This window comes from Spirosoma pulveris, assembly GCF_054781875.1.
Genome location: NZ_BAAGTO010000001.1, coordinates 996,637 through 1,022,292 on the forward strand (window position 1 = coordinate 996,637; position 25,656 = coordinate 1,022,292).

The 25,656-nt window shown below is 52.2% G+C and carries 17 protein-coding genes; 12 read left to right on the top strand and 5 right to left on the bottom strand.

Translation table 11 applies throughout. The features are described from left to right. Nucleotides 1-643: 643 nt before the first annotated feature. From ACYVJM_RS04055 to ACYVJM_RS04065, 3 genes are all read left to right on the top strand, one after another. Nucleotides 644-1,690 carry a helix-turn-helix transcriptional regulator gene (locus ACYVJM_RS04055; RefSeq protein WP_461146922.1) on the top strand — a complete coding sequence of 349 codons (1,047 nt, stop codon included), beginning with the start codon at nt 644-646 and terminating at the stop codon, nt 1,688-1,690. Between the two features lie 172 nt (nt 1,691-1,862). After that, entirely contained in the window at nt 1,863-2,426 is a 564-nt protein-coding gene (locus tag ACYVJM_RS04060) for a pentapeptide repeat-containing protein (protein ID WP_461146923.1), read from the top strand. 20 nt (nt 2,427-2,446) lie between these two features. Continuing rightward, complete coding sequence (locus tag ACYVJM_RS04065; RefSeq protein WP_461146924.1) at nt 2,447-3,085, top strand: DsbA family oxidoreductase; 639 nt, start codon at nt 2,447-2,449, stop codon at nt 3,083-3,085. 443 nt (nt 3,086-3,528) lie between these two features. On the opposite strand, the gene ACYVJM_RS04070 is transcribed toward ACYVJM_RS04065, so the two are convergent. Together ACYVJM_RS04070 and ACYVJM_RS04075 are read right to left on the bottom strand one after the other, a co-directional pair. Next, nucleotides 3,529-4,317 carry an SGNH/GDSL hydrolase family protein gene (locus tag ACYVJM_RS04070; protein ID WP_461146925.1) on the bottom strand — a complete coding sequence of 263 codons (789 nt, stop codon included), beginning with the start codon at nt 4,315-4,317 and terminating at the stop codon, nt 3,529-3,531. A 241-nt stretch (nt 4,318-4,558) separates the two neighbouring features. Further along, nucleotides 4,559-5,446: a dienelactone hydrolase family protein gene (locus tag ACYVJM_RS04075; RefSeq protein WP_461146926.1), complete on the bottom strand. Its 888-nt coding sequence runs from the start codon at nt 5,444-5,446 to the stop codon at nt 4,559-4,561. Nucleotides 5,447-5,647: 201 nt separating this feature from the next. Here ACYVJM_RS04075 and ACYVJM_RS04080 point away from each other — a divergent pair, with 201 nt between their 5' ends. The 5 genes from ACYVJM_RS04080 to ACYVJM_RS04100 all read left to right on the top strand — a co-directional run bounded on the left by ACYVJM_RS04080 (nt 5,648) and on the right by ACYVJM_RS04100 (nt 16,826). Beyond that, nucleotides 5,648-9,733 (top strand): hybrid sensor histidine kinase/response regulator transcription factor, encoded by a 4,086-nt coding sequence (locus ACYVJM_RS04080; RefSeq protein WP_461146927.1) that lies wholly within the window; start codon nt 5,648-5,650, stop codon nt 9,731-9,733. 128 nt (nt 9,734-9,861) lie between these two features. Next, on the top strand, nt 9,862-10,872 hold the full coding sequence (locus tag ACYVJM_RS04085; RefSeq protein ID WP_461146928.1) for a family 43 glycosylhydrolase: 1,011 nt from the start codon (nt 9,862-9,864) through the stop codon (nt 10,870-10,872). A 125-nt stretch (nt 10,873-10,997) separates the two neighbouring features. Continuing rightward, nucleotides 10,998-14,219 carry a SusC/RagA family TonB-linked outer membrane protein gene (locus ACYVJM_RS04090; protein ID WP_461146929.1) on the top strand — a complete coding sequence of 1,074 codons (3,222 nt, stop codon included), beginning with the start codon at nt 10,998-11,000 and terminating at the stop codon, nt 14,217-14,219. A 47-nt stretch (nt 14,220-14,266) separates the two neighbouring features. Continuing rightward, the gene (locus ACYVJM_RS04095) at nt 14,267-15,712 is read left to right on the top strand and encodes a RagB/SusD family nutrient uptake outer membrane protein (protein WP_461146930.1); all 1,446 of its coding nucleotides are present in this window, start codon (nt 14,267-14,269) and stop codon (nt 15,710-15,712) included. A gap of 244 nt (nt 15,713-15,956) precedes the next feature. Further along, a complete protein-coding gene (locus ACYVJM_RS04100) occupies nt 15,957-16,826 on the top strand; it encodes a tetratricopeptide repeat protein (RefSeq protein WP_461146931.1) in 870 nt (289 codons plus the stop codon). A gap of 78 nt (nt 16,827-16,904) precedes the next feature. Here ACYVJM_RS04100 and ACYVJM_RS04105 read toward each other — a convergent pair whose 3' ends face one another. Both ACYVJM_RS04105 and ACYVJM_RS04110 read right to left on the bottom strand, forming a co-directional pair. After that, nucleotides 16,905-19,394, bottom strand: a complete 2,490-nt coding sequence (locus tag ACYVJM_RS04105; protein WP_461146932.1) for a glycoside hydrolase family 95 protein — start codon at nt 19,392-19,394, stop codon at nt 16,905-16,907. A gap of 58 nt (nt 19,395-19,452) precedes the next feature. Beyond that, nucleotides 19,453-20,205: a hypothetical protein gene (locus ACYVJM_RS04110; RefSeq protein ID WP_461147726.1), complete on the bottom strand. Its 753-nt coding sequence runs from the start codon at nt 20,203-20,205 to the stop codon at nt 19,453-19,455. Between the two features lie 198 nt (nt 20,206-20,403). Between ACYVJM_RS04110 and ACYVJM_RS04115 the strand changes: the two genes are divergently transcribed. Further along, a complete protein-coding gene (locus tag ACYVJM_RS04115) occupies nt 20,404-21,432 on the top strand; it encodes a LacI family DNA-binding transcriptional regulator (protein WP_461146933.1) in 1,029 nt (342 codons plus the stop codon). 14 nt (nt 21,433-21,446) lie between these two features. On the opposite strand, the gene ACYVJM_RS04120 is transcribed toward ACYVJM_RS04115, so the two are convergent. Continuing rightward, nucleotides 21,447-22,313, bottom strand: a complete 867-nt coding sequence (locus tag ACYVJM_RS04120; protein WP_461146934.1) for an AraC family transcriptional regulator — start codon at nt 22,311-22,313, stop codon at nt 21,447-21,449. Between the two features lie 137 nt (nt 22,314-22,450). Here ACYVJM_RS04120 and ACYVJM_RS04125 point away from each other — a divergent pair, with 137 nt between their 5' ends. From ACYVJM_RS04125 to ACYVJM_RS04135, 3 genes are read left to right on the top strand one after another with little or no spacing between them, the layout of a single operon-like run. Further along, nucleotides 22,451-23,365: a dihydrodipicolinate synthase family protein gene (locus ACYVJM_RS04125; protein WP_461146935.1), complete on the top strand. Its 915-nt coding sequence runs from the start codon at nt 22,451-22,453 to the stop codon at nt 23,363-23,365. 1 nt (nt 23,366) lies between these two features. Beyond that, a complete protein-coding gene (locus ACYVJM_RS04130; protein ID WP_461146936.1) occupies nt 23,367-24,371 on the top strand; it encodes a 4-hydroxyproline epimerase in 1,005 nt (334 codons plus the stop codon). Beyond that, a complete protein-coding gene (locus tag ACYVJM_RS04135; RefSeq protein ID WP_461146937.1) occupies nt 24,368-25,615 on the top strand; it encodes an NAD(P)/FAD-dependent oxidoreductase in 1,248 nt (415 codons plus the stop codon). The genes ACYVJM_RS04130 and ACYVJM_RS04135 overlap by 4 nt, the downstream gene beginning before the upstream one ends. Nucleotides 25,616-25,656 lie beyond the last annotated feature (41 nt).

Genomic DNA, 25,656 nt, shown 5'->3' on the forward strand with positions numbered 1-25,656 from the left:
CGTTCCGTAGCTGCCCGAAGGCGGCTCCCAACAACAAACTCAGCGTCTTCTTCTGTCACAGCGCACACCCAACAACCGCGAAACGGGCCTGCTGGCGTTACCCAATCCGGTCGCCGAAGCGACTGCTCTATAGCCATAACAGCCACACAACCGGAGAACTCCTCACTGATCTTTCCCTATGGTGGCCTTTTTAGAAGTGGCCATCTTCCCAACCAATGGATCAACTTTATTCAAGTTGATAGCAGGATTCGAACCTGCATTTTTCTGCTGCTCTACCCCTGAGCTACCCCGCCGAAGCAGGGGAAGGATTCGAACCTCCGACCGACAGCGTAGAGACGAAATCATCCAGCACCAACAGCATAATGTACACCAGCGGTGACGATACTACGGGGCTATACAGAAACCCGCGTCAGGTTTGGTAATGGCCTCTCCCGTCGCTACAAAGGTTAAGCCTACCTGCGCAGTGTTTTTGCGCAGATGAAACTATTTTCTAACTTTTCAAAAAAAACTCAACTATCCATACAGTTTAACATGAACCTGTTTAAACTTTTACTTTGGAAGATAAGGCAGGTGCTTTTTGCTAAATCAATTGGAAAAGTTTAAACAGCTTCTATTCTTCACTCATCATTCCTAATTCCCTCCCGTGCCTGCTAACCGAAACGCCCTTGTCCGATACAAAACACTGGATGCCTGCCTGCGCAACCGGCAACGCAAATGGACGCTCGACGACCTGATCAGGAAAGTGTCCGAAGCCCTATATGAATACGAAGGGCTGGACAAAGGCATCAGTCGGCGCACCGTGCAGGCCGACCTGCAGATGATGCGCAGTGATAAGCTGGGGTACTTTGCACCCATTGTCGTTATCGATAAAAAAAACTACACCTACGAAGACCCCGCCTACAGCATCACCAACATTCCGCTGTCGGATGGCGATTTGTCGCGGATGAACGAAGCGGTCGAGGTGCTCAAGCAGTTCAAGGGATTCTCCCATTTTACGGCCCTGAACGAAGTAGTCCAGAAACTCGAAGATCACGTGTACTCAACCGCCCGGAAGTCACCACCGGTGATCGACTTCGAGAAAAACGAGAACCTGAAAGGGCTGCACTACCTGGATGAACTGTATCAGGCCGTCATTCAGCAACATACGCTCCGGATTGAGTACCAGTCGTTTTCTGCCCGGCAGCCCCAAACACTTACATTTCATGTGTGGTGGCTGAAGGAATTTAAGAATCGCTGGTTCGCCGTGGGGGTTTGTGACAGCAAACGATTCACCATGAACCTGGCCCTCGACCGTATGCTGAACGTGACACCGGCACCCGACGTTGACTACATCGCCAACCAACACCTCGACCCCGATGTGTATTACCGGAATGTGATCGGCGTATCGGTTAGCGAGCGGATGCGCCCTTTTAAGGTCAGGCTATTTGTGAGCCAGTTTCACGCGCCTTATGTCGAAACCAAACCGCTGCATTCGTCGCAGCAGGTGGTTGAGCGACGCCCCGAGGGTATCGTCATTCAGTTGGTGGTCCAGCATAATTTTGAGCTGGAGAAAGAAATTCTGGGCTTCGGCGAAGGCATGCAGGTCCTTGAACCGGAGCGTCTGCGCCGGGTAATTATCAGGCGATTAAAGGCCAGCGTGGATGCGTACACAGAACCGGTGCCAGCACAACCGGTTTCCAATCAAACTTGAAGGTTACCAAAACCGGCAGTAGGTTTGAGGATTAGTTTCACTACCCGAATACCTCAGGAGTACAGGCAGCGCGGTGGCACGACTGAATCAAGCGTCTGATTTTCAATAAAAGATCATGACAATGCCACAAGTTGGCGAGCCGTATCAATACATCCTCTAAAACCGCGAATGAATGGATTTTTGTGACCAGGTATTTACCCAGACTACAAACGAACTGGACCAGTGGTACCGGCATAGTTTTGAGCAATGCACCTTTACTGACCTCGACCTGTCGAAGGTGGCGTTCACCGGTACGAGTTTTGTCAACTGTCGGTTTGTCGACTGTAATCTGGGTATGGCGGTACTGGAGGGCACTAAGCTCGACGATGTGCTGTTTACCAACTGCAAACTGAATGGCGTCAATTTTGGGCAATGCAGCGCGTTTGGCTTTCATGTCGACTTTGAGACCTGTCAACTTGATTATGCTTCGTTTTTCGGCCGCAACCTGAAAAAGGCCCGTTTTGTCGATTGCTCACTGCGGGAAGCCCGTTTTCTGAACTGTGACCTGAGCGGGGCCTCGTTTAAAAATTGTAACCTTGAACTGACGGTCTTTGCTACCAATACACTGACGCAAACCGACTTTTCGAGTTCGTACAACCTGAGTCTTGACCCAGACAATAACAAAATCAAGAAAACGAAATTTTCGCTGCATAGCCTTCCCGGCCTTTTAAGCAAATATGATATTATCGTTACGTAAACAATCGATAAACAAACAACATGGACGTAGAAATCTGGAGTGACGTTATGTGTCCGTTCTGCTACATTGGCAAACGGAAATTTGAGCAGGCACTGAGCCAGTTTGCCCACAAAGAACAGATAAATATCATCTGGAAAAGCTTCCAGCTGAATCCGGACATGAAAACCCAGCCCGGAAAAAGTATCAACCAATACCTGGCCGAAGTAAAAGGCTGGAGCCTTGCCGAAGCCCAGCGCATGAACGACCACGTAACCAGCATGGCGCAAGAAGTGGGACTCTCATACAACCTTAATAAAGCCGTGGTTGCCAATTCCCGTGATGCACACCGGCTGATTCAACTGGCCAAACAAAATGGGCTTGGCGATGCTATGGAAGAACGGTTATTCAAGGCGTATTTCACCGAAGGCCGCGACACCTCCGAACATGCCACTCTGCTCGAACTAGGTACCGAAATTGGCCTGGATGCAGCAGCTGTGCAGCGGTTGCTGGATAGCAATCAGTTTGCGGATGCCGTTGATCGGGATATTTACGAAGCGCAGCAGGTAGGTGCACGGGGCGTTCCCTTCTTTGTGCTGAACCGTCGTTACGCTGTGTCTGGTGCGCAGCAACCCGAAACCTTCCTGGGTGCCCTTAACACTGCCTGGGCAGAGCAGACCTAAACAGGCTATGTATCCGCTTGTAAGTCAACCAAAGGCTACTGAGTTGAGGCAACGTCAAAGACCTAAAAGTTGGCTACCTGAACCGGTAAAATGTGCAGCTGCATCCGTAACACATGTACGCACGGAGGGGCAGGAAAAATAAAACTTTACGAACTAATTTTCCTCGGGGCACCCGCTCGACTAATGACCAATCCCCACATTTAGGACAGTCAGGCAATTTTTTCTTAGGTCTACTTCTTGGAGTTTTAGTTACCTTTTCTGTCATATTACTTATCCCAAGTCACTATATTAAGCATATTTAGCAAATATAATTACCTAAAGACAATGTAAGTAACAAAATACTTAACATTCAACACTGTGTTAACCGTGCCCAAGTTGACACTGAATTGAATTTTACTAACAACAAGCAGCTACATAACACTCCGTCAGATTCCCGACGTCGATCAGAAACTGCGTCTGTACTTCCTTAAAAACGTCAGTCGGTGACTCACCTGCTTAAGCCACTCGCGGGCCATCAGCTCATGGGCAAATACCGTTGGGTGAATGCCATCCCATACCCAGTACTCAATGTTGTTTTTAACAATGGCTTTATCAAGAACGGCGGGATAATCGACAACCACCGCATTGAATTCAGCCGCTAGCTTCCGAATGACCACCTGCCGATTTTGGCTATCGATTTGCCAGCGTTCAACGTTTTCTTTTCGACTCCCCACCGGGTACACGAAGGGAATACCCAGCACAAAAAGTATGTCCGGATTGGACCGTCGGCATTCCTCCAGCAGACTACGATAGATGGCTTCGAACTGCTCCGGGGTTGTCGCATCGGCTGGTTTATTGATGGTCGCTGCAGTATCGTTGATTCCGATCAGGATACTGAGCACATCAGGTTTGAGGTCGAGCGTGTCGGGTTGCCAGCGTTTTTGAAGGTCCGTAATTTTGTTGCCGCTAACTCCCCGGTTGTAAAACATGAACCCCCGCTCCGGGAAATCAGCCCCGATTCGACTGGCTACGGAATACGCATAGCCATGCCCCATAATGTGGTTGGGATCAGTGTTGCGCCCCCGGTTACCGTCGGTTATCGAATCGCCTTGAAACAAAAAGACAAGACCGGCTTCTTTTTCCGGACCTGATCTGGAAGCATCGGCCTCGGCCGGATTTGGCAACAAACCGGGGACCAGCCCCATAAGCGCTGACGATTTTAGAAATATTCGCCGTGAAGTTTTAGTAGGCATGGGTTATTAATAGACGGGCTAGAGACTCCTTTTCAGCAGGCACTGTTTACCTGCGCCACCCGTTTCTGGTTCAAGTGGTCCAGCCTCAATACGGAAGTCTACGCCGTTTTCTGGCCCAGCCGCCATTTCCTGGTAAGAATGATAAGTTGGGGAGTAGCTCCTTCTGTAGCACAGCAGGAAAGCGTTCACAGAAAAAACTACTCCGAAACGGCAAAACGCAATAGCTTCGGTGCAGTTACAATCAGGCCAGTTTTGCTTTAAAAAAGTCGATGGTACGTTTCCAGGCCAGTTCGGCCGCGGCTTTGTCATAACGTGGGGTTGTATCGTTATGAAAGCCATGGTTCGCATTTGGATAGACGTAAGCCGTGTATTCCTTTTTATTCTCTTTTAAAGCGGCTTCGTAGGCTGGCCAGCCTGCATTGACACCTTTATCGAGTTCGCCATAATGCAACAGCAGGGGGGCTTTTATTTTGGCCACATCGTCACCCGTAGGCTGCCCGCCATAAAATGGAACCGATGCTGATAAATCGGGGATCCGCACTGCCATCATGTTGGCAATCCAACCCCCAAAGCAAAAGCCAACAACACCCACTTTTCCGTTACAATCTTTCTGGGTTTTCAGGTAGTCATCGGCCGCTATAAAGTCCTCTAACATTTCATTTCTATCCCGTTTACTTTGCAGCGCACGACCATCGTCGTCGTTGCCCGGATAGCCACCCAAAGGGCTCAACGCATCGGGAGCAATCGAAACAAACCCGGCAAGTGCGGCTCGTCGGGCTACATCGGCTATGTGTGGATTCAGTCCCCGGTTCTCGTGAACGACAACAATACCACCAAGTTTGCCTTTGGCATTGGCAGGCTTCGACAGTAATGCTTTGATCGCTCCTCCCCCTTTGGGCGACTGATAAGTGATGTACTCCGATGTTATGCGGGGGTCATCTTCTTTAATCTGGATTGCGCCCTGATAGTCGGGCATGAGAAAACCCATCAACGAAGCTACCGTAATACCCCCTACGGCGTAGGTAGACAGCTTTTGCACGAAGTCGCGCCGGTCAATACGGTCGTGGGCATAATCATCGTACAGGTCAAACACTTCCTGCTTAAGGTCTTCCTTTTTAATTTCGCTCATGTTCGTCTGAATTCGTTTGCTCTTAAAATTAACAAATTTCCTAACAAACGATCCGTTTCCAACGGAATCCGATTAACGGTCCCGCCAAGCGCTAACGCACGTTACTGCATTCTCTTTATAAACTGCGTTAGCCAGCCTTTATATTATATAAAGTGGGAAGTGGCCTTTGTTTGGTACGTCAACGGTAAATGGCGATTTCTTATGAATCCGAGGCTATTTGCATTGATTTGTACATCGCTCACGGTGCTGTTCGTATCCCGGTCTGGTGCTCAAACGCGTATTCCGGTCAGCGATGTCATCAGCACCGATCTGATTTTTGAGCAGTACAACAGCCGTAACGGCCTACCCGACGACCGTATGCGGGCACTTTTTCAGGATAGTAACGGCTTCCTGTGGGTGGGCACCATGAATGGCCTGGCCCGGTATGACGGGTACTCGTTCACGAACTACTACCACGAAAACGGCGTCAATAGCCTGGCCGGAAGCTGGACCAACGCCATCTGCGAAGCGGCTGATCATTCGCTCTGGATCGGGACGAAAGAAGGCCTGAGCCGGTTCGATCCACGCCGTAAAACGTTTACCAATTATCGAAATATTACCGGGAAGACCAACTCTCTGCTTCATAATCAAATTAATAGCCTTGTATTCGATAATGCGGGGCAGCTCTGGATTGCCACCCCCGAAGGCCTCACCGTTTTTAATCCGGCAACCCAGACGTTCAGGCGGTTTTCGGCTTTACCTTTAACGACACGTATTTCCCGACTGCTTCGCTCCAACGGCGATGTGATTTGGATGACAACCAACGAAGGGCTGGTGAAGTACCATACGCAAACGGATACCTTCGATTTTTTTCCGCTGACCGCCCGGCTGAATCCGTTTGGCGACCGGTTTTCGTCGCTGCTCGAAGTGAACCACGATCTCTATGTCGGTTCGTTCATGGACGGTCTGTTTCGGTTGCACTTCGACGAAAAGACCGGTCGCTATGGCGCGATAGAGCCCATGAAATCCTTCGTTAATGGGCGACCGGAAAAGCGGGATTTGCAAATTCTAGACCTGTGCCAGGCGAAATCGGGCACGATCTGGCTCGCTACCAATAACGGCGTAGCCCGGATCGATCAAATTGTATCCGGTCGGGCTGACCTGCACTATTTCCAGCATAATCTGACAAACGGCCAGAGCCTCAGCAACAATACGGTCTATAAAATTCTGATTGATCGGACGGATGTGCTTTGGTGCGGTACCGAAAACGGCCTGAACAAAACCGATCTCCAACTGCTGCCCTTTACGTATTATACTTTTTTCAACCAGCATGCTCAGGATCAGGTTCGCAGCATCTACTCGTCAACCGGCGAAACCATCTGGTTCGGTACGGTCAAATCGGGTTTGTATCGGTACAATGCCAAAACCGGGGCCACCCAACATATCCGCTTTAGTCCCACCGACTCGTTTTTGAATGAACAACGAGCCATTTACCCGGATGCCGACGGTTCCCTGTTGCTCGGTACACTGGGTGGCGCTATCCGCTTGTCTGCTAATGCCTCCGCTGCCCAGACCGTCGATCTGCCCGGTCTGGCCACCTACGCATTCCTGACCGATTCCCGCAAAAACCAGTGGATAGGTACCAATGTTGGCTTATATCGAAAAAGCCCCAACGGTAAGTCTAATCAACTGCTGCTCAACGGAAAGACCGGCAAGAGCAATTTTGTGCGGGCCATTTACGAAGATCATACCGGCATGATCTGGGTTGGGTACGAAAACGCCGGGTTGTATTGTCTGAATCCCACCACAGGCGTTTTTCGCCAGATAGCCCCCGATCAGGCCAAACAGCGTCTGGCAGGGAATACGGTTTTTACAATTCTTGAGTACCCCAGAAATGTTCTTTGGGTAGGGACCGATGCCGGGCTAAACAAGCTTACACTAGCGGCCGGGAACACATATCAGCTTAAAACGTATGCCGAAACAGACGGCCTGCCGGCGCAAGCCGTCAATAGTATGTTGCCCGACGGGGAAGGGAATTTATGGCTCGGTACCATTAAAGGGCTGGCGCGGTTTTCGCCCCGGCAGGAACAGTTCCGGATCTACCTGAGAGGTAGTAGCTTTCGATACAATGGCGGCTGTCGATTGACGGATGATAAATTGCTTTTCGGTACGTCAGATGGCTTTGTTATCTTCGATCCGGGCGCCATTCATCCCGTTTCCAGTGTGCCGCCGGTAGCTCTGACGGAGTTGAAAGTTGTCAATAATCCAGTGACTATCGGTCAGGTGATCAACGGCGATACTCTACTGCGTCAGGACATCGGGCATACCCCGTCGATCACCCTGAATCACCTGAACAATGTGTTGACCCTGGGGTTCTCGGCCCTGCATTTTTCCAATCCTGCCCGTAATGCCTACGCCTTTAAACTGGAAGGGTTCGATAAAGACTGGGTATACACAAACGCTCAAAACAGGTCCGCTACTTACACCAATCTGGACCCCGGCACCTACCGCTTTCGCGTGAAGGCCGCTAATTACCTCGGCCAGTGGAGCCCCATACCCGCCCTTTTGACGGTGACAGTGCTGCCTGCACCCTGGAAAAGTAACTGGGCAATAGCAACTTATCTGTTGCTGTTTGTTCTGGCTCTGTTGCTGATTGTCCGCTATCTATTGATCCAGTCACGACAGCGGCAGTTGCTGGCATTTACGCAGCGGGAAAAAGAACAGCAGGATCGCCTATATCGGTTTAAACTCCAGTTTTTTACCGATGTTTCCCACGAGTTTCGAACGCCCCTGTCGTTGATCAGTGGCCCCATTGAAGACCTGGTTTTAGCCAAAGAAGTTCAGGGAGCCGTTCGGCAGAAGGTCGAATACGTACAGCGAAACACCCGGAAACTGTTGCAGCTCATTGACGAACTGATGACGTTTCAGAAAATGGATCAGGGAAAGCTCAGGCTGCAACTCGAACGCATTGACCTCCGTAATTTCATTCGCGAAGTGGTGGCCAATTTCGAGCTGCTGGCTCAACAAAAAGGCATTGAGTTCCGGCTGGTGATAGAAGCGTTGCCGCTGCATGTGCCGATTGATTCGGATAAACTGGATAAAATCCTGACGAATTTGCTGTTCAACGCGATGAAATTCACCCCCGCCGGAGGCTACGTTCAGCTCAGCGTCAGGGTAGTACCGGCTGCAACGGAAACCAGCGCGTCGAACGAATGGCTTTGCTTTGCGGTGGAGGACAACGGAAAAGGGATTACGCCAGACGAACAAACGCATCTGTTCGAACGCTTTTTCCAATCCGAAACCATCAAAGGCGGCACCGGGGTCGGGTTATCGCTGGCAAAAGGGCTGGTTGACTTGCACAAAGGACAGATTTCGGTGCAGAGCGAGCCCAACGTGCGCACCTGTTTTACGGTGTTGCTCCCGGTATTGCCAGCCACAGCCATCGAGCCCATCGCGGCCGACCGGGTGTCGATGCCAGTTTTGCCAACGAAGCGGCCACCCCTAAACGAGCCGCCTTTGCCCACCGATGCACTGCGTCCAGCCAGCCTGCTGCTGGTTGATGATAATGTTGATGTGCTGAACTACCTGGAGCTAACCTTCCAGTCGCAGTATACGATTCGCAAAGCGGCAAACGGGCAGGAGGCCCTTCGGCTCATTCAACAGCACGAGCCTGATATCGTCATCAGTGATGTATCGATGCCGGTTATGGATGGGATAGAATTATGTCGGCGGCTCAAAACCGATCTGGCCACCAGCCATATCCCATTTATTCTGCTCACCGCCCGAACCGCCGTCGAAAGCGCTCTGGAAGGTCTGGGTGCCGGTGCCGATGAGTATATGGCCAAACCGTTTCACCCGGGTTTGCTGGCGGTTCGGGTTGAGAAACTGGTTGAGAACCGCCGACAATTGATTCAGAAGTATCAGGCTACCGGCGTTCTTATTCCGGAGAATATCAGCACGAACCCACTCGATCAGGCCTTGCTGCAAAAAATCATCGATACCATCACGATAAACCTCGACAACGAGGAGTTCGGCGTCGAAGCATTGGGCGAATGTGTCAATATGAGCCGCAGCAACCTCTTTCGTAAGCTGAAAGCGATCACCGGCCAGACACCCATCGAGTTCATCTACAACATCCGGTTGACCCACGCGCTGGCGTTGCTGCTGGAGCGAAAACTGAACATTTCAGAAATTACCAACGCTGTTGGGTTCAAAACCCGCTCTTCTTTCACCAAATCCTTCCGCAAGCACTACGGTAAAGCCCCAACGGAATACCTGAATGATATTCTGGCGAATAAAGCCAGGTAATTCTGCCTTCTTACAACATCTCGTCCCTTTTTTGGCACGTCTGGCGCCCTCTCTGGCTGGCAAATTCACGTCTTTTGTGCGTATCATTCTGTACTATTTGCAGATAAAATATACTCATGTTAAGAAGAATGAAGTTGCCATTCATCGTAATAGCCAGTGTACTTGCTGGCGTTGGTATTTTGTCGATGGGGAGCATTGCCCGATGGCAATTGCCGGACAACCCACGGGCCAGTCGGCAGATGATGTACCGCGACACGTCTCGTCTGGGTCGCCCGTTTGCCAAAGATCCGCACGTCATTGCCTTTAAAGGGCGCTACCTCATGTATTATTCGATCCCGGCCGGGCCGTCGAATGCGGGCTGGGGAATCGGTATTGCCGAAAGTAAAGACCTCATCGACTGGCAGCGGGTGGGCGAAATAACACCTGACCCCAACGCGCCGTATGAGAAAAACGGGTTGTGTGCGCCCTGTGCCATTGTGCGCGATGGATCGGTTCACTTGTTTTACCAGACCTATGGCAACCGCGAGAAAGACGCCATCTGCCATGCAGTCTCGCCCGATGGTCTGGCCTTCACGCGGGATGCTACAAACCCCATTTTTCGTCCTACGGGTGACTGGACCTGCGGCCGGGCCATTGATGCCGAAGTGGTTCAGTACAAAGATCAGTATCTGCTCTTTTTCGCCACCCGTAACCCGGCTTACACGACCCAGATGCAGGGCGTAGCAGCCGCCCCGCTGACCACCAACTTCGGTCGCGATGATTGGAAACTCCTCGCCGACTCATCCATTTTACAGCCCGTGCTGCCCTGGGAAAAGAAATGTGTAGAAGGCGCTTCCTGCCTGCCGGTGGGCAAGTCGCTCTATATGTTCTACGCGGGCGGGTACAACAATGAGCCCCAGCAAATCGGGGTGGCGGTCAGTTCGGATGCTGTTCGCTGGCAGCGACAGGGTACAGAACCTCTGCTCAAAAATGGCGAACCGGGCACCTGGAACGCCAGTGAATCGGGCCACCCCCACGTGTTCAAAGACCTTCAGGGACGGATACACCTGTTTTTTCAGGGAAATAACGACAACGGAAAAACCTGGTACATCTCGCAACGGGAAGTCCATCTGGCCAGGGGGAAATGGGTAGTGGACTAAGTAAATGACTAATTGTTTAGTGAACAGACACCACCCCAACCCTTTCCCTTTTTCAAGGGGGGTGGGGTAGTTTTTCCAAAAGCAATTACCCAATTTTTTATTGATCACCTATAAACCAGTACAGTATGAAACAACATGTACACAACGGTCTTGGGCTGGCCGTTCTCCTGCTTTTCCTTGCCTGTATAGCCTTGCCGCTATCGGCTCAGCAACTTGCTTCGGCGCATGTGACGCGCCGGTCGGCGTCTGGTTCTGAACCGGCAAAACTTGCCACTCCGGCGGCACAACAAGTTACGGGCCGCGTTACCGACGAAGCGGGCGTGGGTCTGCCCGGTGCCAACGTAGCCGTGAAAGGAACCACAACCGGAACCGCCACCGACGAGAAAGGCCAGTATCGAATCAGTGTCCCAACGCCCGAGGCCGTGCTTGTCTTCAGCTCCGTTGGCTATCTAAAACAGGAGGTTAGGGTAGGCAATCAGACAACGATAGACATTCAGATGAAGGTTGATAACCAGAGCCTTAGCGAAGTTGTTGTAATTGGTTACGGCGAACAGTCGCGTAAAACCCTGTCGACGGCCATTGCCAAGGTAGAAGGAAAAAATATTGGCATTCAGCCCGTTAGTACACCGGGCGAAGCGTTGGCGGCTCTGGCTGCGGGCGTTCAGGTGCAATCGGACCGGGGCAGCACGCCGGGCGCACCGCCTACAATCCGAATCCGGGGTGTTGGTTCGCTCAGCACGGGTAGCACTCCGCTATATGTGGTAGATGGGTATCCGTTACAGGACCCGGCTCAGTTTGCGCTCATCAACCCAACCGACATCGAGTCGATGGAAATTCTGAAAGATGCCGCGTCGGCTGCTATTTACGGATCACGGGCGGCCAACGGCGTTGTGATTGTAACGACCAAACGCGGTAAAGCGGGTAAAACAACCTTCAATGTGTCGGTGTACACGGGCGTTCAGCAACTGGCCAAAAAAATCCAGCTCCTGAACCGCGATCAATACATTGAAAACGCTATATACTCGTCCAAACTTAAGAACGTACTTTACCCTAAAGTCTTCGAGACCAAACCTGATAGCCTTCCAGACACGGACTGGCAGGATGCTATTTTCCGTCAGGCGATGATCAGTAACTATCAGATTTCGGCCACGGGTGGTACCGATAAGGTTCGCTTTGCGGTATCGGGCGGGTATTTCAAGCAGGATGGTATCTTAAAAGGCTCCTCTTACGAACGGTATAACCTGCGGTTCAACCTCGATGCCGATTTGAGTCCGAAGTTAAAAATGGGGATGTCGGTGGCACCTTCCTACAGCAGCCAGTTCCAGCAGCAGGCCGCCGGTCAGTTTAACGGCTCGAATGGCACCGAAACGAGTGGAACACGGGGGTTGCCAAGTGCTATCATTTCGGCAATCGATATGCCGCCAACGTTGCCGATCTATACGCCCAATGGCGATTATGCGCAGTCATTCAATGGCAATACCAACCCTAATGGTACCAATTTTTACCAGACCAACCTCTACAACCCGCTGGCGGTGCTGGAACTCAGCAAGAACAACCTGAAAGGATACCGGCTCTTCGGGAATGGATTTCTGGAGTGGCAGCCTATCGCCAATCTGCGGCTCAAAACAACCCTCGGCTCTACGCTGAGCATTTTTGACCAGTCGGCGTATATCCCGGCCAATCTGGCGAACGAATCGGCTCCCCGTGCCAATTCAACGAACCCGGTGCTGGGTCAGATTTTTGCCCGCGAATCGCAAACGGTGACCCTCGACTGGCTTTGGGAAAACACGGCTACCTACAACAAAACGTTTGGCAACCACAACATCTCGTTGCTGGGTCTGTATTCGCTGCAAAAACTACAGGCTAAAAATACGGCAACTTCGGGCCGGTCGGGTAGTTACACGACTAGTCTGCTGGATAACCCGCTGGCCTCTCCCGACCGGATTGGTGAGCTGAACTACGACCAGAACGCGTTTTTGTCGATGGGCGGACGGATCACCTACGACTTCAAGAGCAAGTACATTTTCTCGGCAGCTATTCGCCGGGATGCGTCGTCGCGCTTTGGCCCGAACAACCGGTTTGCTTCCTTCCCGTCGGTGTCGGGTGCGTGGCGAATCAGCGAAGAGAAATTCTGGTCGGGCCTGAAGAACACCGTCAGCGAATTCAAGCTCCGGGCCAGTTACGGCGAAACGGGCAACGCCAACATCGGTAGTTTCAACTGGACCAACAGCGTGCAGGGGCGAAACTATAGCTTCAACCAGGCCCGCACATTCGGCTACGCGCAGAATGGATTTGCCAACTATGACCTGACCTGGGAGAAAAACACTCAGACTGACCTTGGTCTGGAAATGGGCTTCCTGAACGACCGGTTTACGCTGGGTATCGACTATTACAACCGACTGACAACCGGTATGCTCTTCCAGAAAGACCTGCCGGGTATCGTGGGCTACGCTACCAACTTCCGCACGAATATTGGCAGCCTGCGCAACCGGGGGCTCGAACTGACCGCACGGGCCAATATCAACGTAGGCGCAATTCGCTGGACGATTGACGGGAACATTTCGGGCAACCGGAGCCAGGTTATGGATCTGGGCGGTCCTGCATCGCTGCCCCCCGTAGCTGCAATTTTTGGCTGGAACAACGTCTATCAGGTTCGGGTAGGCGAACAGTTGGGCAACATGTACGGCTATCAGGTGCTAGGCGTCTTCAAAAACGCCGACGATCTGAGCAAGTACCCTCAGTTTGCCTCGGGTGATAAAGTAGGTAACTGGATCATCAAAGATCAGAACGGCGACAATAAAATTGACGAGGGTGACCGGGTGTATGTGGGTAAAGGCGTTCCAAGCTACATATGGGGTATGACGCACTCTTTCCAGTACAAAAACTTCGACCTCAGTCTTATTCTACAGGGTGTTCAGGGCGTGAACGTCATTAACGGAAACCTGCGGCATATCTGGGCCAATCAGGTGTTTAACACCATTCCGCTTTACTTCCGCAACCAGTTCGACCCGGCCAATCCAACACGCGATACCGACTTCCCGGCGGCTGGAGCGGGTGGCATTCACCCCGGCAATAACCTGACCGACCGGTTGCTCTTCGATGGCTCCTTTGTCCGTATTCGTAACCTCACGCTGGGCTATTCCGTACCGACCGTTTTGCTGAACAAGATCAAGCTTCAGTCGGCCCGCATCTACATAACGGGGCAGAATCTGTTCACCTTTACCAGCTACCCCTGGTATAACCCGGAAACCAATACGGTTCCCGATTCGCCCGTGCAGATTGGTGTCGATCAGGGTACGTATCCGCTGGCCCGTACCTACACCATTGGCCTCAATATCGGATTCTGATCCCACTGACAACTTACTTTTATCGATACTTAATTGCTAAAAACCGTATGGAAGCGTACACAAAATCTATAAAATTACTGGTTCTCACGGGGCTTATTTGCCTCTCGAGCGGCTGTGGGGAGAAATTCGTTGACCTGATTCCTCAGGACGTTATTCCGGTCGGGAGTTTTTACAAGAGTGAAGCCGATATTCGCTCGGCGCTGACGGGTGCCTACGGGAACCTGCGGGGTATTTACAACTCCTATTTTCTCTACACCGAAGTACCGTCGGACAACACCCGGACGTTCGGCGAGAACGAAGTAGGGCAGGGCGAGCTGGACAAGTTCACCTACCTGCCCTCCAGCACCAACATGTCGGGTGCGTGGAACGATGCCTACCGGACTATTTCGAACTGCAATGTTATCCTGGATAAGATAGCCCCGGTTTCGTTTGCCAGCACGGCCACCAAGGATCAGTATGCGGGCGAAGCAAAGTTCCTGCGCGCGCTGATGTATTTCAATCTGGTTCGCTATTTCGGCGATGTGCCGCTGGTGCTGAAAGAGATAACGACGGAAGCTGACGCCTATAGTTACACCCGCAGTCCGGTTGCTACGGTGTATGCACAGATTGAAAAAGACCTGCTGGAAGCCGAAAAAGTGTTGCCCGCCAAATACACGGGAGCCAACATTGGCCGGGCTACGAGCGGAGCCGCTAAATCGCTGTTGGGAAAAGCGTATCTGCAACAGAAGAAATGGCCCGAAGCCGAAGCGAAACTAGCCGAGGTGATTGCTGCCGGAACCTACCGGATTCTACCGAACATTACCGACGTGTTTGGCGTAGGCCGCGACAACAACGATGAGATTGTGTTTGCAGTGCAATACGTGAGCGGAGGTTTTGGTGAAGGAAACTCCTACTCGGCCAACTTTGCGCCCCAGCCATCCGGCACTTCAATTATCGGCGTAACGGGCAACAGTTTCAACACGGGCACGCAGGATTTATTCGACGCCTACGAAAAGGGTGATGTGCGCCGGGATGCCTTTATGGGCATTTACGGAACCACCCCGAACGTGTATTACTGGGCTAAAAAATTCATTTACTACGTGACGCTCCAGAACGAGGGCGAAAACGACTGGCCGGTACTGCGCTACGCCGATGTGCTCCTGATGTATGCCGAAGCCGCCAACAACAACGGCAAAACCGACCTGGCGCTCACGCAGGTAAACACCATTCGTAAACGCGCCGGGCTGGCTGAGAAAACGGGCTTATCAAAAGCCGATACCCAGTTAGCCATTGAGCAGGAACGTCGGGTTGAACTGGCCTTTGAAGGACACCGCTGGTACGACCTCATCCGGTGGGACAAAGAAGTAGCGACCATGCAGGCGTTTAAAGCAAAATACACAGCCATTGACCCGGCCAACGCCAACATGAGCCCGTCTGCTACCAAAAGGCTGTATCCGATCCCCTTCCGGGAAAGGACCCTCAACCCAGGCCTCACGCAAAATCCGGGTTATTGATTCGTTGTGTATTTAGGATCAGACGAATGGTTTATTAATCAACTCCTTACGTTAAACCAGTTTTGTAAGTAAGTCAATTGATTAGTAAACCATTTTTTTGATTGCCAATTCATGGCTACCGGAGCAAATCCCCATTAGCCAACAACTACCTCGTTCGGGCACGTAAAGGTCCTGTTTATTGGTTATGTAAGTGGTTTAAATGACCAATTCATACCAAAATTGCTGACTGCTTACCTGCACGCTTATGCTTGAACTCACGGCGCTTACTGCCTTTATCGGGTACATCATTTATTTGCGCTACTATGCCGATCAACGGTCTAAGGCCGAAATCGAGGCCGAACGCCTAAGAGATGGGATCACTCTATTTCAGAATGATCAATTGGCCGAAGCACTTGCTTATTTCAATGAGGTGATTCGAACAAAGCCCGACTCGTCGGTAGCTTACCTTTACCGGGCCCGCATTTACCGGACGCTGGGCGATACAAAAGCCGCCCTCGACGACCTGAGCCGGGGGAAAAGCTACGATGACACTGTCGCTGAACTACATATCGAAAGTGGACAAATCCATCACCAGGCACATGACTATGTTACGGCATTTCAGGATTTCGACAAAGCGATTTTCCATTCCCACGGTGAAGCCGCCGAGCCCTATTACTGGCGTGGTCTCACGCGCCAGCAACTGCACCAGGATCTGGACGCTCAGCAGGATCTGGACAAAGCCAGCCGGCTTGAGGCACTGGGTCGTAGCAGGGCATTGATTCAGCTACCAGGCAAACGCGCATTCATTGATCGGCAGCTTGTGCTGAACGCTGGCGTTACGGTTATGAGCGGGTTGATTCTGCTTTACATTATCAAGAAGAGTCCGGTTATTCACTGGCCCTACCTGTGGGCTGCGGCTTCGGCCGTTGGCCTTGGTTTTCTTGAGCCACAAAAAGGATGGATGCTGGCCCTACTACAAGCCTTTTTTATTCTGGTTGGCTACTACGGACTGGTTGGGCCAGATCCGGTTAGTACGCATCGGGAGGTCGAAGTATTCAGCCTGTACGGTTCTGTCGGGCTCACGTTTGCCGGTAGCCTGATTGGCAGCGTGCTTCGAAAAGCATACGCAGCCTGAATCTGGCACTAAGCAGGTTCAGGCTGCGTATTGAGCAGGTAATGACGGACATTATACCCGAATCGGCGGGCGTCAACCTTACTTCATGATGAGGGTGTAGCTTTTCCCGGGCTGGGTCGCAAAGTCGTACACCTGCCCGATCCTGGGTTTTGCCAGGATGAGTTGCGCCTGGGGTGAAACGATCGCTTCTTTCACAACAACCGGCTGATAAAATGGATTAGCGTTCGTTGCTGCGTTCAGAACGGTTTTAAAGCCTTTTGCCTGTAACTCATTGGGTACGCGAATCCGGCAGTTACCGCCGAGCGTCGATTTGATGGTTACACTGGCCACCTTGCCCTCTTTCCAGTCGAGCGAAATGATTTCAAATCCACCCCGCGCCCGAAGGCCGCTGATCGTTCCCGCAGGCCAGCGGTCGGGCAGTGCAGGAAGCAAATGAATGGCTTCGTCATGACTTTGCATCAGCATTTCGGCGATGCCTGCCGTGCAGCCAAAATTCCCGTCGATCTGGAATGGTGGATGGGCGTCGAACAGATTGTTATACGTACCGCCAACCCCTGTTCCGCCGGGCCGGTTCCGGCCCTCACTAACGGGAGACAACTGATTTGTAATGAGCCGATAAGCCCGATTTCCATCCAGCAACCGCGCCCACCAGTTTACTTTCCATCCCATCGACCAGCCCGTCGATGCGTCGCCCCGTTGCTCTAAAGTGTTGCGGGCAGCCCGGAATAACTGCGGTGTGCGGAAAGCCGAGAACTGCGCCGATGGATAGAGTCCGTAGAGGTGCGAAATATGCCGGTGCTTATCGTCCGGGCTGTCCAGGTCATCAATCCACTCCTGCAATTGGCCGTGTTTGCCAACCTGCATGGGGGGTAGCTGAGCCAGTTTAGACGCCACAATTTTCACAAATTCGGCGTCGACATTGAGGACTTTAGCCGCCTGAATGGTATTGGTGAAAATATCGAACACAAGCTGATTATCCATCGTGACACCCGCATCGATGGATATACCCGGCCGGGTGGACGGCGCATTCTCGGGCGACATACCAGGGCAAACAACCAGATAATGATGATTGGGGTCTTCGACGAGGTAATCAACGAAGAACTCGGCGGCTCCTTTCATGGCCGGATAAACCGACTTCAGATAGGCTTTATCGCCCGAATACCGGTATTTCTCCCATAGATGCTGGCTTAGCCATGCCCCGCCCATTGGCCACATTGAATAAAAAATGGGATCGACGGTGCCCGTAATCCGCCAGAGGTCGGTGTTGTGGTGCGCCACCCAGCCTTTGGCGCCGTACATAACCCGGGCCGTTTCCTGACCCGCTTGCGAAAGTTCTTTTACCATCTGAACCAAAGGCTCGTGCAGCTCCGTGAGGTTTGTCACTTCGGCGGGCCAGTAGTTCATCTCGGTATTGATGTTGATGGTATACTTACTATCCCAGGGTGGGTCCATCCGGTCATTCCAAAGCCCTTGTAAGGTTGCCGCTTGCCCTACAACGCCGTTGCGGCTGGGCTGCGAAGCCGAAATAAGCAGGTAACGCCCGAACTGAAAATAGAGCGATACCAGTTGCGGATCATCTCCCGAGGCAAACTGCCGAATACGCTCGTCCGTGGGCAGTTTGGCGGCTTCCGATGTGCCCAGATTCAGAGAAACCCGCTTGAAGTAACGTTGATAGGCGGCAACGTGAGCGGCCAGGACAGCGCTGAACGGCCGTTTTTCAGCACGGGTCAAATAGGAATCGGCCAGTGCTTTCGGGTTGGCGGTGAGGGTTTTATAATCCACAACATTTGTTGCCATCGAAACGTACAAAGTTGCCGCATTGGCCCCGTTAATCACCACCGACGTATCTGTTTTGGTGGTTTTCCCACCCTCCGGTACGACCCGTACGTGGGCGTTGAAGTTCACCTGCCCCTTCACACCCTCATGATCGCTGGTGGTACCGGTCATCACAAGTTTACCAGTTCCGTCGATACTCCGCTGAACTTTCTGGGGACTGTTGAGGAAGGCCGTGAATGACAATTTACCCGGCTTGTCGGCCGTCAGTCGAACGGCAATGACCTGATCGGGAGCCGACGCAATGACCTGACGCGTGTACCGAACCCCGTCGATCATATACATCGTTGTGGCAATGGCTTTTTCAATGTCCAGGTCGCGGTAATAGTTCGTGACCGACTCATGTCCCGGAAATGCCAACAGCAGATTACCCACCGGCTGGTATTTCATACCGCTGTTTTTCTTCGACTCAATGTTGGCAGCCGCCAGTTTCTGGGCTTCCGCCTGTTTGCCGGCAAAGATTAGCCGCCGTATTTCGGGCAGGGCAGCAAGCGCATCCGGATTCTCGTTCCGGTTCGGTCCACCCGACCAGACGGTGGCTTCATTCAATTTGATAATCTCCAGCTCGGTATTGCCGTACACCATCGCACCCAGCCGACCATTGCCGACGGGCAGCGCATTGGTCCAGATCTTACCGGCCGGTTGTTTGTACCATAGTTTCAGCGCAGTGGGTTGCTGGGCTTGAACACCAGCCGCCAAGAGGCATAAAAAGAAGGCTTTCTGAAAGTTTTTCACGCAAGATAAAAAGGAATAGATTCGACTAGACTACCATAAGCAGAACGGACTCGATTTATCACCATATACGGCTTGCAATTAGGTTGATCAGCACATTTACGATAAAGGCAAGACCAAAAGAGGACGCAACAGAAAACTCCTTGAGAAGAAAAGCCTGCAGGAACAGAAAGGTGGTAAATCCCAGAAGCCCAATAACCAGCCCCCGTAGCGTTGAGATCGTTGCCGTACTCCCCTGAAGCGTGTGCGAGAAAATAGCCAGAATAGTCGTCATGATGGGGAATGGGGTTAAGATACCGCTCCATTGCGGACCTAATAGCCCCGCTAGTCCGGTAACTGCCAGCACAAACAACGTTGCCACAACCATCCGGATGGGAATGTCGAACGGCAAACGACGGGTGCTGACGGGTGGTCCGTTGGGCACCGGATAGAACCGTAGACTCAGCAGGACGCTTACGATCACGAGGGCGTAGCTCACGTACAGATTCAGCCGAAGGTAATTGAATACCACCGCTGTGAGAGTGTATGAAGTATAGGCGAGCAGCAATGTTGGCAACCACCTGAACCGACGAGAAAAGGCCGAATAGCTGACACAGAAACTGATTAAGGCCAGAATTCCTATCATTGATCCCTGAATGGAATAAATACCGAATGGCTTCCCCTGTTCCAGAATAAAAAAGAAAAGAATGGGTCCGGCTACCCAGGGCATACTCCCGATCAGCCCCCCTATTTTACCACCCCATTTTCGAATTGCCAGGGTAATCAGGGCAATGACGGAGGGCATTAGTGTTACTTTAAGCAGGAGTACATTCATGCGAAAAACCTCGTTAACGGCATATTTACCCGCGAAGTTACAAGCCTTTCCCGTCTGGTAATTGCCCGAGCCGCAATAAGGCTTTACGTTTTTTTGGCTAATATTGACAAGTTGTAGAATATCCTGCCCGCCAATTGTTACGTCCGACAAGCCATCCCCACTTTAGAAAACGCAATTGAGCCTTTGTTCCCATGTATAATGAAAAATACACCCGTAACGATTAAAGACATTGCCCGTTCCCTGAATATTTCTATCTCAACGGTATCGCGGGCGTTGCGGGGCTTACCGGAAATCCATCCGGATACCAGAGCAGCGGTTGTCAAACTCGCTGAAGAGCTTGATTATCAACCCAACCAACTGGCCAAGAATCTGGCCAAAAGCCGTACAAAAACCATTGGGGTCATTGTACCCAACCTGAGCTATCATTACTTCTCCGCCATGCTCAACAGCATTGAGGAAGCGGCCCTGCAAGCGGGCTATAGTGTGCTGGTTTGCCAGACGAATGAATCGTACCTCCGTGAAATCACGAACATTCAGAACCTGCTTCGCAGTCAGGTCGAGGGGTTCATCATCTCCCTTTCCCGCGATACCGACAACTATGAGCATGTGGAGCGGCTGGCCCGGAAGAATATTCCATTGGTCCTGTTCGACCGCTATGTGGAAAGTATTGACGTATCGAAAGTTATCGTCGACAATGAAGCGGCTGCCTTTAAAGCGACCGAACATTTGATCGAAAATGGTTGCCAACGGATTGGTTTTCTGGCGGGACCCGCTCAGCTTTTACTTAGCAATCAACGTGTAAAAGGCTACCGGGCGGCTCTGGAGAAGCATAATCTGCCCATTAGCGATCAATATGTCCTGCACTGCGATTACACCCAGGAGAACACCATCCTGCAAACGCTGGTCCTGATGAGTCAGCCGCAGCCACCGGATGGAGTCGTCACGGTTAGTGACCGGGTGGCCTACCCGGCTATCTATGCGATGAAACAGAAAGGCCTTCGTATTCCGGATGATGTGGCCGTTGTGAGCTTTAATAATGAACCGGTTTCGGCGTTTTTCTCGCCCGGCATCAGCAGTATCAGCCAGCCGATTCAGGAAATGGGGACAGAAACCGTTCGCTTGCTACTCAAACAACTGGAATCGACCCACACCCTCGTTCCCCGGGAGACGAAAGTACTGGAAACTCAACTCATTATCCGGGAATCCTCCCTGCGGACACGCTCCTAAACTAAACAGGTCGGTCAGAGCCGGTAAGTCCGAATATATTCGCCGGGCGGCATGCCCACAATCTCCTTGAACTGCCGGTTGAAGTTCGACAGGTTCGTATAGCCGCAAGTCAGCGCAATCTGGCTGATGTTGTCCTGCGATTCGCGCAAATACCGACAAGCGTGTTCGATACGCACTTCATTAAGCAATTGCGAAAACGTTTTGCGCGTGTGCTGCCGAAAAAAACGGCAAAACGCGCCGGGGGTTAAATTAGCTACGTTAGCCACGTCATCGAGCGAGATAGGGGCCGCATACCGCTGTAGAATAAAGGAAAAAACCTGCTCCAGCCGACGCTGATCATCGGGGCGCTGGGGCTGGGCATAAGCCATAGCCGACAAGACTTCGCGGTCTGGGTTAGCCGCCAGATTATCCATAACCTGCAATAAACTCAATAATTGCTCGAAGGGTCGTTTTTCGTGAATAACCTCCAGCAGTCGGGTAAGGGCATTCCCTGTTCCGCAACGTAACCGAACGCCATGCTGCGCTTCCTGCAAAAGCGTGGTCAGGTGCCGGGTTTCAGGAAGGTTCAGCATCGTCTTTTCCAAATGCTCTGCCTTGAACAACACCGAAACCGAAGTGGCCCGGCGGGTGGACTCGAGCTGAAAATAGTCCGTATCGCTACGCAAAACATGGGGCAGATTAGCGCCTAGCAGCAAGACATCATACGGATTAAACCGGTCAATTTTATCCCCTACAATGAGCGTTCCCTCCCCTTGCTGAATGAGCGTCAACTGAATCTCGGGGTGAAAATGCAGTTGGCCATAAAAGTGAGGAGCATTATCCCGCTCAATCCGAAATGAGCGATCATCGACGGTGGGAACCCGAAAAAGTAGTGCCTTCATCAATACATGTTTGACCTATTTTCTGCAATAATCGCCAAAATGAGTGAAAATAGTATTAGTATAGATGAATTATTCGTAACGGCTTTGGCTAACAATTGCAGAACTTTGATAGACTCAAACCAACAGCCATTACACGAATGAAAGTTTCTGTACAGTGGGAAGGTGTTTACCCCGCACTTCTGACTCCGTTTACGGCCGACGATCAACTTGATCTGCCGCTTTTCGAAAAGAACCTGCATGCCCAGCTCGACGCGGGTGTTCATGGCTTTATCATTGGCGGCTCACTGGGCGAAGCCAGTACACTGCTCAATGAGGAAAAGATCACCTTGCTGGAATCGGCACTTGGCGTCTGCGAGGGGTGCGTACCCATATTGGTGAACATTGCCGAGCAAGGTACCAAACAAGCCATTGCCCGTGCTCACGAAGCAGAAAGCAACGGGGCCGATGGGTTGATGCTGCTTCCGCCCATGCGCTACCCCGCCGACGCACGCGAAACGGTCACGTTCTTCAAAGCCGTTGCCCAGGAAACGTCGCTGCCCATCATGATCTACAACAATCCGTACGATTACAAGATCATGACGACCGTTGCCATGTTCGACGAACTGGCCGAACTGCCCAACATTCAGGCGGTAAAAGAATCAACACGCGACCTGACCAATATTACCCGGATGCGTAACGCCTTTGGAGATCGCTTCAAGCTGATGGGTGGCGTTGACACGCTCGCGCTGGAAGCGTTGTTACTGGGTTGCGACGGCTGGGTTGGTGGCCTGGTCGATGCCTTTCCACAAGAAACAGTAGCTATTTACGATCTGGCCAAAGCGGGTCAGGTTGCCGAAGCACTGGCCATTTACCGCTGGTTTATGCCCCTGCTGGAGCTGGATATTCATCCAAAACTCGTTCAATACATCAAACTGGCAGCCACGGCAACCGGTATTGGCTCGGAGTATGTGCGGGCTCCCCGGCTCACGCTCGTCGGCACCGAACGCGAGCAGGTACAACAGATTATTCAAACGGCGCTGGCCAATCGGCCGGTGTTAACGACGGTTAATTAATATGGCCGAATTCCATTTTTTTTGTATCGACGCGCATACCTGCGGCAACCCGGTTCGGGTGGTTACGGGCGGCAGTATTCCCTTTCTGCAAGGCGAATCCATGAGCGAAAAACGACAGCATTTTCTGCGCGAGTTCGACTGGATCAGGAAGGGGTTGATGTTTGAGCCACGGGGGCATGACATGATGTCGGGCAGCATTCTTTATCCGCCTACCGACCCCGCCAACGATGCGGGGGTTCTGTTCATCGAAACATCCGGCTGTCTGCCCATGTGCGGTCACGGCACCATTGGTACGGTTACAGTAGCCATCGAGCAAAACCTTATTCGACCCAAAACGCCCGGCGTATTGAATCTGGAAGTACCCGCCGGGCTCGTGCGGGCCGAATACCAGCAGGAAGGCAAAAAGGTAACGTCGGTAAAAATCACGAATATAAAGTCGTATCTGGCAGCCGAAAAGCTCACCGTCGACTGCCCGGATTTGGGGTTGCTAACGGTGGATGTAGCCTATGGCGGTAATTTTTATGCCATCGTCGACCCTCAACCCAACTTCCCCGGTCTTGAGCACTATAAAGCCGAGCAACTGATTGGTTGGGCGCGGGTCATGCGCGAACGAATGAATGAGCAGTACACGTTTGTTCATCCCGAAAACCCGACCATTAATGGCCTGAGTCATATTCTATGGACGGGAAAGCCGATACAGGAAACATCGACGGCCCGCAACGCTGTTTTTTACGGCGATAAAGCCATTGACCGATCACCCTGCGGTACAGGAACATCGGCCCGGATGGCACAATGGTACGCACAGGGTCGCCTGAAACCGGGCGAAACGTTTGTGCATGAGAGTATCATCGGATCAATTTTCAACGGACGTATCGAAGCAGAAACGGAACTGGCGACTGTACCCGCTATTGTTCCAAGCATCGAAGGCTGGGCCAGAATTCATGGCTATAATCACCTTATTCTGGATGAAGAGGACCCTTACGTATTCGGTTTTCAGGTAATATGACACATGTTGGTATTGTTGGCGGAGGTATCATTGGGTTAAGTTCAGCCTATTACCTGCACAAGGCGGGTTATCAGGTAACACTCTTTGATCAGAAACCCATTTCAGACGGTTGCTCATTCGGTAATGCCGGCATGATTGTGCCCAGCCACATCATTCCGCTGGCTCAACCGGGCATGATTGCGAAAGGTATGCGCTGGATGCTCAACTCCACCAGCCCGTTCTACGTCAAACCAAGACTAAATCTGGAGTTGGCCCGCTGGGGCTGGCTCTTTTTCAGGAACTCAACCCCCGAGCATGTCGAGCGGTCGATTCCGGTCCTGCGCGACATTAGCCTGCTCAGTAAGGCACTCTATCAGGATTTAGCCGCCAATGGTGATCTGGACTTCGAGTGGCAGGAACGAGGACTGATGATGCTCTACAAAACGGCATCGGCAGAGCATGAAATGGCCGAAGAAGCCGAGGTTGCCAACCGGGCGGGTATCGAAGCCCGCGTCCTGACCAGCCAGCAGGTTCAGGACCTGGAGCCGGAAGCGCGCGTTGATGTTCGGGGCGCGGTATTGTACCCCGGCGATGCCCACCTTAACCCCGGCGAGCTGGTCCGTTCGCTGGTGACCTACCTGCGAAAACAGGGCGTTACCCTGCTTGAAAGTCAGGCGGTAACGGGTTTTGGCAAAGCTGGGACACGTATTTCATCCGTGCAGACAGCCCAGGGGAACTACCCCATTGACCAGCTTGTGGTGGCCGGGGGGGCGTGGTCCCCCACGCTAGCCCGGATGCTGGACCTGAGCCTGTCCATGCAGGGCGGAAAAGGGTACAGTTTTGTCCTTCGAGACGTAACGAAAAACGTGCGGGTTCCAGCCATCATGCTAGAAGCGCGCGCTACAGCCACTCCCATGGGCAGCGACCTTCGTTTTGCCGGTACGCTCGAAGTGGCGGGCACCGACATGACGGTCAATATGAACCGGGTTCGCGGCATTGTCCAGTCGATCAACCAGTATTATCCCGACATTCCGGTTACCATGCCCGAAGTCGATGTCGTCTGGCGCGGTTTGCGCCCCTGCTCGCCCGATGGTCTGCCCTACATTGGCCGGCCCAAACGGTATGAAAACGTGGTACTGGCCACCGGACACGGCATGATGGGCCTGAGCCTTGGGCCTGGTACGGGCAAACTGGTCAGCGAAGAGATTAGCAGTAAAGCAACCAGCATGGATATTTCCGCCTTTAGCCCGGATCGATTTTCGTGATCGCAGGACGTGTTCGCCAGTCAGTGAACGATAGACACGAC